Source organism: Streptomyces sp. NBC_00247 (assembly GCF_036188265.1).
GTDB lineage: Bacteria > Actinomycetota > Actinomycetes > Streptomycetales > Streptomycetaceae > Streptomyces.
Genome location: NZ_CP108093.1, coordinates 4,453,547 through 4,465,971, shown reverse-complemented (window position 1 = coordinate 4,465,971; position 12,425 = coordinate 4,453,547). Strand labels below are relative to the sequence as shown.

Annotated in this window: 10 protein-coding genes; 5 read left to right on the top strand and 5 right to left on the bottom strand. The window is 70.6% G+C overall.

The features are described from left to right. Nucleotides 1-27: 27 nt before the first annotated feature. A complete protein-coding gene (locus tag OHT52_RS19305; RefSeq protein WP_328723810.1) occupies nt 28-918 on the top strand; it encodes a glycine betaine ABC transporter substrate-binding protein in 891 nt (296 codons plus the stop codon). Nucleotides 919-1,051: 133 nt separating this feature from the next. Here OHT52_RS19305 and OHT52_RS19300 read toward each other — a convergent pair whose 3' ends face one another. Next, nucleotides 1,052-1,840 (bottom strand): S16 family serine protease, encoded by a 789-nt coding sequence (locus OHT52_RS19300; protein ID WP_328721433.1) that lies wholly within the window; start codon nt 1,838-1,840, stop codon nt 1,052-1,054. Between the two features lie 195 nt (nt 1,841-2,035). Next, nucleotides 2,036-2,680 carry an IclR family transcriptional regulator gene (locus OHT52_RS19295; protein WP_328721432.1) on the bottom strand — a complete coding sequence of 215 codons (645 nt, stop codon included), beginning with the start codon at nt 2,678-2,680 and terminating at the stop codon, nt 2,036-2,038. 541 nt (nt 2,681-3,221) lie between these two features. Here OHT52_RS19295 and OHT52_RS19290 point away from each other — a divergent pair. From OHT52_RS19290 to OHT52_RS19280, 3 genes are read left to right on the top strand one after another with little or no spacing between them, the layout of a single operon-like run. After that, nucleotides 3,222-3,665, top strand: a complete 444-nt coding sequence (locus OHT52_RS19290; RefSeq protein ID WP_328721431.1) for a hypothetical protein — start codon at nt 3,222-3,224, stop codon at nt 3,663-3,665. Then, on the top strand, nt 3,665-5,962 hold the full coding sequence (locus OHT52_RS19285) for a hypothetical protein (protein WP_328721430.1): 2,298 nt from the start codon (nt 3,665-3,667) through the stop codon (nt 5,960-5,962). The genes OHT52_RS19290 and OHT52_RS19285 overlap by 1 nt, the downstream gene beginning before the upstream one ends. 7 nt (nt 5,963-5,969) lie before the next feature. Then, nucleotides 5,970-6,677, top strand: a complete 708-nt coding sequence (locus OHT52_RS19280; RefSeq protein WP_328721429.1) for a hypothetical protein — start codon at nt 5,970-5,972, stop codon at nt 6,675-6,677. A 92-nt stretch (nt 6,678-6,769) separates the two neighbouring features. On the opposite strand, the gene OHT52_RS19275 is transcribed toward OHT52_RS19280, so the two are convergent. From OHT52_RS19275 to OHT52_RS19265, 3 genes are all read right to left on the bottom strand, one after another. Then, complete coding sequence (locus tag OHT52_RS19275) at nt 6,770-8,551, bottom strand: DEAD/DEAH box helicase (protein WP_328721428.1); 1,782 nt, start codon at nt 8,549-8,551, stop codon at nt 6,770-6,772. A 182-nt stretch (nt 8,552-8,733) separates the two neighbouring features. After that, nucleotides 8,734-10,266 (bottom strand): MFS transporter, encoded by a 1,533-nt coding sequence (locus OHT52_RS19270; RefSeq protein ID WP_328721427.1) that lies wholly within the window; start codon nt 10,264-10,266, stop codon nt 8,734-8,736. 119 nt (nt 10,267-10,385) lie between these two features. Beyond that, nucleotides 10,386-11,294 (bottom strand): LysR family transcriptional regulator, encoded by a 909-nt coding sequence (locus OHT52_RS19265; RefSeq protein ID WP_328721426.1) that lies wholly within the window; start codon nt 11,292-11,294, stop codon nt 10,386-10,388. 126 nt (nt 11,295-11,420) lie between these two features. On the opposite strand from OHT52_RS19265, the gene OHT52_RS19260 reads away from it, so the two are divergent. Further along, the gene (locus OHT52_RS19260) at nt 11,421-12,401 is read left to right on the top strand and encodes an alpha/beta hydrolase (RefSeq protein WP_328721425.1); all 981 of its coding nucleotides are present in this window, start codon (nt 11,421-11,423) and stop codon (nt 12,399-12,401) included. The last annotated feature ends 24 nt before the right edge of the window (nt 12,402-12,425 follow it).

The window sequence follows — 12,425 nt, the reverse complement described above, 5'->3', positions numbered from 1 at the left end:
GGGTGCGGACTGAAGAGCGGCTCGGTGATGGCGGACGACGTGTCGCCGGGCTCGGTGGGCGCCGGGGAGCCCTTGAAGGGCGCCTCGCTGACGGTCACCTCGAAGAACTTCAGCGAGAACATCATCCTCGGCCAGATGATCGGCCTGGTCTTCCAGGCGGCCGGCGCGGAGGTGCTGGACCGCACCAACCTCCCCGGGTCGATCAGTGCCCGCGAGGCCATCGTGCAGGGCGACGCGGACGCGATGTACGAGTACACGGGCACCGGCTGGATCACCTACCTGGGCAACGCGGAGCCGATCGACGACCCCGAGGAGCAGTGGAAGGCGGTACGCGACGCCGACCGGCGGAACGGGGTGACCTGGCTCCCCCAGTCCAGCCTCAACAACACCTACGCGCTCGCCATCAGCAGTAAGAACAACGCGAAGTACAAGCTGAAGGACCTGTCCGACGTGGCGGCGCTGGCGAAGAAGGACCCGTCGGCGGTGACGGTCTGCGTGGAGAACGAGTTCGCCTCCCGCGACGACGGTCTGCCCGGCATGGAGAAGGCGTACGGGATGTCCCTGCCGGCCGCGAACATCCGAAAGATGGACGCGGGGATCATCTACACCCAGGTGTCCAAGTCCGACTCCTGTCTGCTGGGCGAGATCTTCACGACGGACGGCCGGATCAAGGCGATGAACCTGGACGTGCTCGCCGACAACAAGCACTTCTTCCCGAACTACAACGCGGCGCCGGTCATCCACACGGCGACCTTCGACAAGTACCCGGTGATCGCGGACCTGCTGGACCCGGTGAGCGCGAAGCTGACCACCGAGGTCGCCCAGGAGCTCAACGCCAAGGTGGACGTGGAGGGCGCGGACCCGCACACGGTGGCGTTGGAGTGGCTGGTGGAGGAGGGGTTCATCAAGGAGGAGTGAGGGGCGCCCCGTACGCACGAAGGCCTGTCGCAACACGGTTTGCGGCGGGTTGCGAACGGGGATCCTGCGGCCGGCGAGGCATCGCCCCCGGTCGCGCCCGCACCCCCGCCCGTGTCTCCGGTGTCCCCCGCGCTCAGCAGCTCGGGACGCTCGCGCCCCGGTCCAGGGCGTCGAGCGCGGACACCGCGCCCTTGAGGGTGGTGACGGGAATCAGCCGCAGGCCCTTCGGGAGTTCCGCCTCGGCCGCACCGCACTCGTCCTTCGGTACGAGGAAGACGGTCGCCCCGTCGCGCCGGGCGGCCTGGGTCTTCATCGAGACGCCGCCGACCGCGCCGACCGCGCCGTCCGCCGCGATGGTGCCCGTACCGGCGATGGTGCGGCCACCGGTGAGGTCGCCGCCGGAACCGTTGCCGTCGAGCTTGTCGATGATGCCGAGGGCGAGGAAGAGGCCGGCGCTCGGGCCGCCGATGTCGCCGAGATCGAGGGAGAAGGTCATCGAGCCCTGCTCGCGGTCGAGGTAGTTCAGGGCCGCGTCGACGGCGACGTCCTGGGACTCCTTCATGTCGTTCAGGTTGTGCTGTTCGATCTGCTTCTCGGAGCCCTGGGTCGGATAGACGGAGTCGCGGGACATGACCGCCCGGTCCGTACGGAACCAGCCGTCGACCACGTCACCGACGCGCACGTCGGCCTTGGGCCCGGTCGCGACGATCGTCGTCATCCGCAGCTGGCCCTCGGTGGTGCGGGTGGGTGCGCCGGTGATGGTGATCACCGGCTTGCCGTCCGCCGAGCCGAGGACGTTGGCCGTGGTGCCGGGCTGGGCCACGGTGAACGGCAGCGGGGCGAAGGCGGCGGTCCCGAACAGGGCGAGTACCGGCAGCGCGCAGAGAGCGAGGGTGCGGGGGCGCGAGAGACGAAGGGGCACCCGGCCAATCTATCTGCCGGTGGGCCCCGCCCCCGGCGCCGGGCCCGCGGGCCCGGCGGCGCGGGGCGGGCAGGCCGCCGCGCCCTGCGGACCGCAGGAGGCGCGGGACCGTACGGAACCGGACTGCGCGAGTCCGGAACGTACGATTCCGAAGGATCGTGAACCTGTCAGTAATGGGCGGTCGTCGGCTCCCGCTCAGCGCAGGGCGTCGGCCACCTCGCGGGCCGCGTCCAGGACGCGTGGGCCGACCCGGTCGGGAATGGAGTCCGCGAGCATGACCACGCCCACGCTCCCCTCCACTCCCGAGACACCGACCAGCGGCGCCGCGGCCCCGCTGGCGCCCGCCTCCAGCTCCCCCTGGGTGAGGGTGTAGCCGGGGTGGTCCACGACGGTGCGCTGCCGGGCGGAGAGGATGGCCCGCCCCGCGGCACCCTGGTCCAGCGGGTGGCGGAAACCGGGCCGGTACGCGACGTGGTAGTCGGTCCAGGTCGGCTCGACGACGGCGACGGCGAGCGCGTCCGCACCGTCGACGAGCGTCAGGTGGGCGGTGGCCCCGATGTCCTCGGCCAGCGAGCGGAGTGCGGGCAGCGCCGCCTCCCGCACGAGGGGGTGCACCTGGCGGCCCAAGCGGAGCACGCCGAGTCCGACCCTGGCCCGGCCGCCGAGATCGCGGCGCACGAGGGTGTGCTGTTCGAGTGTGGCGAGCAGCCGATAGACGACCGTGCGGTTGACGCCGAGCCGGTTGGACAGCTCGGTGACGGTCAGCCCGTGGTCGGTGTCGGCGAGCAGTTTGAGGACACGAAGTCCTCGGTCGAGTGTCTGGGAAGTCTCCGCGGTCACGACCCGTCCCCTCCGAGGGTGAGCGACGACGGCCGGCTCCACGCAGGCGCGACGCCGGTCCCAGCGGCGACGCACGGAGAGGCCGCCGGTCTGGTCCGGTCGCATCCGAGAGTTCCACCTTCGCCCCGGAAGGCATGGTGCGTACGGATACGGCCCGATACCGGCTGCGCTCCGCGGCGGCGTTGCCACGGGGCGTTCACATATGGACGGACAGTAGCGAGGCAGTCCGCTGAGCGGAAGCCCTCGTCCAGAATCCGGTCCTCGGGCGATCCTCCCCCGCATAACCGCCGGTCAGCGCGAGACCGTCCGGAACCCGGACGTCTACGCGCGTCCAGGTCGCACGACGCGGAGGGTGACGAAGGCCACCGTTGGCGAACCGGCGTTAACAGTACGTGACAAAAAATCATGGTTCTCACCCTGCCGGTGGGGCCCGTTCCGGCCCCTGTTCGACTCGATGCCGCCCGCACCGTCCGCTTGGTAGGTTTCGTGGCCAGACGGCCCCCAAGCCGGACGGCCGGACACACGGGGAGGCGATCCGCGCATGGCGTGGGACGAATGGGAACAACTCAAGGCCCAGGCGGCCGAACAGCACACCGCACGTATGCAGTTGAACCACATCCCGCCGGAACCCTCGGCGAACACCCAGGGAGACCTGAAGGTCAACCAGCAGGATCTGGCGGCCGTCGGTGACGCCGCCTTCCAACTGCACCAGGATTTCAGCCGGTTCAGCGACCACGCCCGTGCCGCCTCGCAGAAGGCGGCCGCGGGCCTGAAGTCCGAGGGCTACGCACTCGGCGGCGCCCTCGACCACGTGGCCTCGCGGTGGGTCGACCAGGTCCAGAGCCTGCTCGACGCGACGGCCCACATATCGAACCACCTGGACTACACGAAGGGCGCGCACGCCGGCGACGAGGTGTACATCGCGGGCACCCTCAGCAGCATCAGCACCCTCGACGACGGATTCGACGAGAGGAAGGCCCGCTGATGGACCTCGACGCGCTCCGCTTCGGAAACTTCTCCCAGCTCGACGCGGCGATAACCGACTGGGAGCAGATGGCGAAGAACCTCGCCACGCTCAAGTCGGACGCCCGGGACAACCTCCAGGCCAAGGCCGCCAAGGCCGACTGGGCGGGCGAGAACGCCACGGTCAGCCGGGAGTTCATCGACAAGACGGCGGGCGAGTTCGGTGACGCCCACACGCAGGCGCAGACCATCTCCAAGATCCTCGCCGACACCCGCGGCGAGCTGGTGGGGTACCGGGACCAGCTCAACGACGTGATCCACGAGGGCGCGAAGAAGAACCTGACGGTCGTGGAGACCGGCGAACACTCCTTCTCGGTGACGATGAACATCCACCCGGACCGCGCGGCGAAGGGCACCACGGTCCCCGAGCACAGCCAGGCGGACGTCGACCACCTCCGCGACCAGGTCCAGGACATCCTGCGCAAGGCGACGGAGAGCGACACCTCCGCGGCCGAGGCGCTGACGCTCATCGTCGACCAGGCCACGTACGGCTTCTCGGGCGCGAGCTACGCCGACCGCGACTCCGCGGCCAACGCGATCGCCGAGGCCGACAGGCTCTCCAAGATCCTCGCCAAGGACCCGCACAAGGTCACGCTGACCGAGCTGAACAGCCTCAACGAGGGTTTGGCCAAATACAAGAACGACCCGCTCTTCGCGGAGAAGTTCGCCACCGACGTCGGCCCGAAGAAGACCCTGGAGTTCTACGCGGGCATCGCCGACCCCTACCAGGGGTACGGCACCGACCCCAAGCGCCTGGAGCAGGCGAAGCTCCTCCAGAAGAACCTCGGCATCACCCTCGGCACCGCCACCCTCTCCGACAGCAAGGAGATGGAGGAGTGGGAGGACACGATGGTGAAGCTGGGCCCGGACCACCTGGGCATCGACGACGCCAACGACCCGACCGGCTTCGGCGTCATGAGCAACCTCATGCGTTTCGGCGACTACGACGACCAGTTCCTCAACGACTACGGCGACAAGCTCGTGGAGTACGACAAGGAACGCAACGTCAAGGACATGAACCCCTGGATCAACAACTGGAACCAGGGCGACCTCAACTTCTACGACAAGAACGACCGCGGCCGTGACCCCATGACGGGCTTCATGGAAGCCCTCGGGCACAACCCGGACGCCTCCGCCCAGTTCTTCGCGCAGCCCGACGGCACGGGGGCGAGCGTCGACAAGGACTCCGAGGTGAACGACCACCTCAAGTACCTCACCAAGGACCGGATCTGGCTCTCGGACGCCTACATGATGGGCGGTGACGACAAGGTCGTCGCCGGTCACGACGCCCTCGGCCACGCACTGGAGGCCGCCACCACCGGCTGGGCGTACGACGCCGACCCGATGGCCGCCAAGGACCCGCTGATCCCCGGCAGCCTGGACCACCGCACGGCCCTGACGGCCGGGGTGATGGAACAGGTGGCGTACCTGTACGGCAGCGAGGACGGCCCGAAGATGCTGCACGACCAACCCGAACTGGCGGACAGCCTGGGCAAGATGGGGGCGGCGTACATCGACGACATCGACTACAGCCTGTCGGGGATCGGCGAGACGGGCATGGACGACGAGGTTTTCCCGCCCAAGTACGCGGGCCGGGCCAACTTCACCAACGACGGCGCCATCAACTTCCTGAGCGTACTGGGGCAGGACGAGACCTCGTACAAGACGGTGACGGCGGCCCAGCACATTTACACGCTCAGCGCGCTGGACGCGTATCCGGCATCGGTCGACGGGAACTTCGACAAGGCGCACGACGCGATGACGACCGGGGCGGAAGCGCGCGGCATCCTGGACCACGCGCGCGTGCAGCAGGCGGAGACGACCTACACGGCCGACTCCGAGGAGGCCAACAAATCGCTCGGCCGGTCGGGCGACTGGGTCAAGCTCGGCGCCGGAGCGGTCGTGGCGGGCGGAATCGCCGCGATTCCGCTGCCCGGCTCCACCGCGGTGGCCCTCGTGGTGGCGCCGCTGGCGGCGGACACCATCGGCGAGGCGGTCAACACCTTCATCGGCCACGAGGTCGACAAGGGCATCGACGGCGCCGAGGACGACCCGACGCAGAAGGCGCAGATGACGAGCCACGACGTGTACACCGCCGGCACCGAACAGCTCGGGCAGGCGTATCAGACCTACCTGGACAGCAACCCCGGTGCGGCAGCGGAGAGCGACGACAGAAACTGGACCCAGGAGATCAACAACGCCTACAACACCGGTTCGGGCCATGACGACCAGCGTGGGCGTGCCCCGTACAAGGACTGAACGCCCGATGGAGAGCACCGACTCGCAGAACAGGAACGTCATGAGGAAAAAGGGCCACTGGGCCGTGTACGGGGTTCTGCTCGTCGCCGGCCTCACCGCGTGCGGCGACGGCGACGGCGGATCTGCGAACAAGCCCGATGTGCGGCCTGCGTCGCAGATCTGCGACGGCACTCTGAAGAGGGCAGGCGGGGCCGCCCTGCAAAAGCTCGGCGGCACGGACGAGTACTGGGAGTCGGAGGGGTCCGCCGAGAGCGGAGACCCGTACAAGTTCTCCGTGAAGGAGACCGCTGAGAAGCTCCGCGAGGGAGCCCGGGGTGTCGACTGCAGGATCTACCTGGGGGACAGCGATTCCGATCTCCCGCTGATCGACATCGGCTTCGTCGCGATCGCCGCCTCTCCCGACCCCGCGAAGCCTGCGGGATCCGGGGACGACCTCGACAGGATCATCTATCCCCTGGGGTCCTACGCCGCCGTCGGCAAGAACGAAGGCGCCCTGCTGTACTTCGCGTGTCCCTCGGCGAAGTCCCAGAAAGCCGGAGGATTCGTCAAGGCCGAGATGTATCTCGACGAGGGGATGGCCGACCCCGGCGGCACGGCCGAAGACCGGATGACCGTGCTCAACGCCGTGGCCCGCGGCCTCGCCGAGGAGCTGGGATGCGCGGCGGAGGCGAAGCTGCCCGCCGAGGTGCCCGAAGGGCACAAGGTGTCTCCCTGAGGCGGACCGCCTGACAGCGGCCCGGTACCGACGGAGGATTCCGCAGGTACCGGGCCGCGCGCACTGCGGTCACGCGAGGACCGCGAGGAGCCTCACGTCATGCGGGTGGCCCACTCCTGGACCTTCTTGATCCGGTCCTGGATCTGGCCCGCCGTCGCCTCGGCGCTCGGCGGTCCGCCGCAGACCCGGCGGAGCTCGTTGTGGAGCACGCCGTGCGGTTTGCCGCTCTGGTGGGTGTAGGCCGACACCATGGTGTTGAGCTGCTTGCGCAGGCTCAGCAGTTGCTTGTGGGTGACCACCGGGCGGGCTTCGGCCGGCTTCTCCAGGAGGTCGGCCTCGGCGGCGGGCTTCGTCCGGCTGTGCGCGATCTGCCGGGTCTGCCGCTTCTGGAGCAGCAGCTGCACCTGGTCGGGCTCCAGCAGGCCGGGGATGCCGAGGTAGTCCTGCTCCTCCTCGCTGCCCGGGTGGGCCTGCATGCCGAACTCGGCGCCGTCGTACAGCACCCGGTCGAAGACCGCGTCGGACTCCAGCGCCTCGAAGGGCAGCTGGTCCTCGGTCTCCTCGTCCTCCAGCCGTTCGGCGTCGGCGAGGAGCTTGTCCTCCTCCGCGAAGGGGTTCTCCTCGTCGCTGCCCTTCTTCGGCTTGTCGAGGACGTGGTCGCGTTCGACCTCCATCTCGTTGGCGAAGTCGAGCAGCATCGGGATGGTGGGGACGAAGACGGAGGCGGTCTCGCCGCGCCTGCGGGAGCGTACGAAACGGCCGACGGCCTGGGCGAAGAAGAGCGGGGTCGAGATCGTCGTCGCGTACACGCCGACCGCGAGCCGGGGTACGTCGACGCCCTCGGACACCATCCGGACGGCGACCATCCAGCGCGAGTCGTCCGCGCTGAACTTGTCGATGTTCTTGGACGCGGCTTTCTCGTCGGAGAGGACCACGGTCGGCTTCTCGCCGGTGACGGACTTGAGGATCTTCGCGTAGGCGCGGGCCGACTCCTGGTCGGTGGCGATGACCAGTCCGCCGGCGTCCGGGATGCCCTTGCGGACCTCGGTGAGCCGCTTGTCGGCGGCGGTGAGCACGTTGGGGATCCAGTCGCCGGTGGGCGACAGGGCGGTACGCCAGGCCTGCCCGATGGCGTCCTTGGTCATCGGCTCGCCGAGGCGGGCGGCGATCTCGTCGCCGGCCTTGGTGCGCCAGCGCATGTTGCCGCTGTAGCTGAGGAAGATCACCGGTCGGACGACGCCGTCGGCGAGGGCGTTGCCGTAGCCGTACGTGTAGTCGGCGGAGGAGCGCCGGATGCCGTCGTTGCCCTCCTCGTACGTCACGAAGGGGATCGGGTTGGTGTCGGAGCGGAACGGGGTGCCGGTCAGCGCGAGTCGGCGGGTGGCGGGATCGAACGCCTCCTGGCAGGCCTCGCCCCAGGACTTCGAGTCACCGGCGTGGTGGATCTCGTCGAGGATCACGAGGGTCTTGCGCTGCTCGCACCGGTTGCGGTGCAGCATCGGGCGCACGCCGACACCGGCGTAGGTCACGGCGACGCCGTGGTACTCCTTGCTCACCGGCCCGGCGCTGTACTCGGGGTCGAGCTTGATGCCTATCCGGGCTGCTGCCTCCGCCCACTGCTTCTTGAGGTGCTCGGTCGGCGCGACGACGGTGATCTGCTGGACGACGTGGTGGTGCAGCAGCCACGAGGCGAGCGTCAGCGCGAAGGTGGTCTTTCCGGCGCCGGGGGTGGCGACCGCGAGGAAGTCGCGCGGCTGCTCCTGGACGTACCTCTCCATGGCGCCCTGCTGCCAGGCTCGCAGCTTGCCCGCCGTGCCCCAGGGGGCGCGGCCGGGAAAGGCGGGTGAGAGGTGGTGGGAGGCGGTAGTAGTCACGGTCTCCGGTTCGGGTCTCTCGGGTACGTGGGGTGCTGCCGGTACCGCCCGGGGCACCCGGTACGCGATACGACAACCGGGCCACCTTACCGGGGAGCCGGACGGAACCCCGTACGGACGAGGCGTGGTTCGGGTCCGTTGAGACCCTCTTCACACACCGGCGCCCGCGCCCGCCGGGTCCCTCAGACGGCGTGCGGGGCCCGTACCCGGGTCGCCACCCAGGCCCCCACCAGGGCGACTCCCGCCATGGGCAGGAAGACCGCCGCGAAGGCCCCCGGATGGGCCGCCGAGGCGCCCGCCCGCACGGTCTCGTGGACGGCGCCCACCGCGCCACCGCCGAGCGCCGCGAAGGCCGCGCCGCCGATCGCGAGGAGCAGGACGTTGGAGAGGCCGTCGGAGATCTGGAGGGCCGCGGAGTTGGCGCCCGCCTCCTGCGGGGTGGAGAGCTTGAGCATCATCACACTGGTCGAGGCGATCACCATGCCCATGCCGAAACAACCGACCGCCCAGGCGGCGGCCACGGTCCAGGCGGGCACGGAGTGGATCAGCACGGAGGGGGCGGTCAGGATCGCCACGGTGACCATGAGCATGCCGACGAACATCAGTCGCTCCCGGTGCGGCTCCATCCGCGGCCGGGACTGGATGAACGATCCCAGCGCCCAGGTACCGCCGCCCGCCGCGAGCGACAGCCCGGCCATGGTCGGGCTCAGCCCGCGCTGGGTCACCAGCATCAGGGGCACGAAGGACTCGGCGGCGATGAAGGACCCGGCCGAGACCCCACGCAGCAGCACGACGGCGGGCAGCCCGCGCACGGCACGGACGGTTCCGGTGGGCAGCAGCCCCCGGACGGCGGGGACCAGCAGGGCGGCCCCGGCGAGGCCGGGCAGAGCTGCGAACCAGTTCAGTTCCTGCCCGGCGTACTGGAGCAGCCCGGCGCCCACCGAGATGGCCAGGGCGAGCCGGATGCGCCGGCGGTCGAAGGGCTTGGCGCCCGCGGCCTCGTCCGCCGGGCCCGAGGCCCTGCGGCGTATCGCGGGCAGTGCGAGCGCCAGCGGGAAGACGATGAGGACCGGGATGCCGGTGAAGACCCAGCGCCAGCCGAGGTGCTCGGTGACGGTGCCGGAGGCGAGCGGTCCGACCACGGAGGGGATGACCCAGCTCGCGGCGAAGGCGGCCATGATCGCGGGGCGCAGTCGCTCCGGGTAGGCGCGGCCGACGACGACGTACAAGGCGACGATCACCAGTCCCCCGCCGAGCCCCTGGACGGCCCGGCCCGCGATGAACATCCACATCCCGCTCGCGCCGCCGGAGAGCAGCAGCCCGGCGGCGAAGGCGCTGATCCCGGCCGCGAGGGGGCCGAGCGGCCCGCTGCGGTCGGCCCACTGCCCGGAGAACACCATGGCGAAGAGGCTGGTGGTGAAGTACGCGGAGAAGGCGAAGGCGTACAGCGGGACCCCGTGCAGCTCGCGTGCGGCCACCGGCATGGCGGTCCCCACGGCGGTCGCCTCGAAGGCGATGAGCAGCACGACGGAGACGATGCCGATGCTCAGGGCGCGGTAGGTCCGGCCGAGCACACCCTCGGTGGAGTCCCCGGCCTCCCCCGCCTCGCCGGCCCCTTCGGTCCGCGCGCCGGTGGCCCGGGCGTCGGCGGGTATGTCGTCGGCGGGCAGGGCGGCGGGCGCGACATCGGCGTCGCGCGGGTCCAGGGCGGTCATCGCACCAGGGTAAGGGGCAAACGCCCGGTTGATCCCTGTCGCGGGGTGGGGGTGCGGTGGTCCGATGGTCGTAGGTCTCTCGTTCGGATCGGGCTGGATCCCGTGGCGGCGCGGCGGGCTCACGGGGACGGCTCCGCGAGGACCCCGCGGACCGCGTCACGCAGCCAGCGCTGGGCGGGGTCGTCGTCGAGACGGGGGTGCCAGCTCATGTGGTAGCGCAGCGGGGGGATCTCCGGCGGCGCGGGCAGGATGCGCAGCGCGGGGTCAAAGGCGTGCTCGGCGGCGATGCGGCGGGGAAGGGTGGCGACGAGGCGGGTGCCCGGGACGGCCAGGGGCGCCACGGAGTGGTACGGCACGGAGAGACCGGCCGTGCGCGGTCTGCGGAGCTGGTCCAGCAGATCGTCGACCGCGGTCTGGCGGCCGCCGACGGTGGCGACGATCACGTGCCGGGAGTCGAGGTAGTCGTCCAGGGTCAGCCCCGGCCGGTGGGCCAGTGGGTGGTCGCGCGCCATGACGCACACGAACCGGTCGTCGAACAGGTGCTCGCTGCGCAGGCCGGGTGAGGGCTTCCTGGTGGCGTAGAAGAGCAGGTCCACGAGGCCGTGGTCGAGGTCGTCGAAGACGCCGTCGTGCCACCTGCCGAAGTCCAGGGTGGAGTGCGGAGAGTCCCGGAAGACGCGTCGGCAGAGCGCGGGGACGAAGACCGAGGCGTAGTCGGTCCCGGCGATCCGGAACGCCTCGGCCGCGTCCGCGGGCTCGAAGGTCTCCGGTGCGAACAGCGTCTCCAGTCGTGGCATGACCCCGCCGAGCTGACGTTGGATCCGTTCGGCGCGCGGGGTGAGCCGGTAGCCGCCCGGCGTGCGGACCAGCAGTTCGTCCCCGAAGGCGTCCCGCAGCCGTTGCAGGGCCCGGCTCATCGCCGGCTGGCTCGTCCCGGCCAGCTCGGCGGCGCGGGAGACGTGCCGCTCCGCCAGCAGAGCCGCCAGGGGACCGAGCAGGTTCAGGTCGGTTCGCTCGATATGCGTCACACGCATATTCTGTATGCCAATGATTCATTGGACAAATAACGCACGCGTGGCGAAGGGTGGAACCGACGAGAAGTCGTCGCGGTGTGCGACAGAACGCCGCGACGACTCGCACCCAGGGAGCAGAAGATGACGGATACGCGGCACGACGGGCGCGGGGTCGCCACAGTGACCGGCGGATCGAGCGGCGCGGCCGGCGGGACCACCATGGCCGCGTCCCCACTCGGCGCCGTCGTCGATCTGCTGCGCACCTCCCCGCTCGACCTGGGCGGTGACCCGGACACGATGCGGCTCGTCTTCGACGAGATGATCGCCTCCCACCCGGTCCCCGCGGACGTGCGCACCACGGCCGCCGAGCTCGGCGGTGTCCCCGCCCTCACGGTCACCGCGGGCGACGGCGAGCCGTCGGGGACGGTGCTGTTCTTCCACGGGGGCGGCTACGCCCTCGGCTCCGCCGCCGCGAGCGTCGGCCTGGCCTCCGACATCGCCCGTCGCTCCGGAACCACCGTCCACACGGTGGACTACCGGCTCGCACCGGAGAACCGGTTCCCGGCAGCCGTCGACGACGCTCTGGCCGCCTACCGCGGGCTGGTCGAAGGCGGTGTGCCGGCCGAGACGGTCGCCGTGGGCGGCGAGTCCGCCGGCGGAGGACTCGCCCTGGCCCTGCTGGTCGCGGTCAAGGAGGCCGGGCTGCCGCAGCCGGCGGCGGCCGCCGTTCTCTCCCCCTGGGTGGACCTCACCCAGTCCGGCCGCAGCCACGGGACCAAGGCCTCCCTCGACCCTGCCCTGACGCGGCAGGCGCTGACCATCCGTGCGGACCATTACCTCAAGGGCGCCGACCCCCGCTCGCCCCTCGCCAGCCCCCTCTTCGCCGACCTGCGCGGACTGCCCCCCTTGCTCATCCAGGCCGGAAGCTACGAGGTCCTCCTCGACGACGCACTCCGGCTGGCCGCCAAGGCCGCGGACGACGACGTGGCGGTCACCCTGCAGACGTTCCCGGGCGCGCCCCACGTCTTCCAGGGCTTCGCCGCCGTCCTCGCCGAAGGCGCGCGGGCGCTGGACGACGTCGCAGCCTTCCTGCGGGGTCACCTCGACGGCCGCTCGCGCTGACCGACGAGCCGGACACCGCCCGGG

Coding starts and splice junctions, on each gene's coding strand:
- OHT52_RS19270 (WP_328721427.1), bottom strand. CDS start 10,266: ATGACCGCCCTGGACCCGCGCGACGCCGATGTCGCGCCCGCCGCCCTG.
- OHT52_RS19305 (WP_328723810.1), top strand. CDS start 28: ATGGCGGACGACGTGTCGCCGGGCTCGGTGGGCGCCGGGGAGCCCTTG.
- OHT52_RS19260 (WP_328721425.1), top strand. CDS start 11,421: ATGACGGATACGCGGCACGACGGGCGCGGGGTCGCCACAGTGACCGGC.
- OHT52_RS19285 (WP_328721430.1), top strand. CDS start 3,665: ATGGACCTCGACGCGCTCCGCTTCGGAAACTTCTCCCAGCTCGACGCG.
- OHT52_RS19280 (WP_328721429.1), top strand. CDS start 5,970: ATGGAGAGCACCGACTCGCAGAACAGGAACGTCATGAGGAAAAAGGGC.
- OHT52_RS19290 (WP_328721431.1), top strand. CDS start 3,222: ATGGCGTGGGACGAATGGGAACAACTCAAGGCCCAGGCGGCCGAACAG.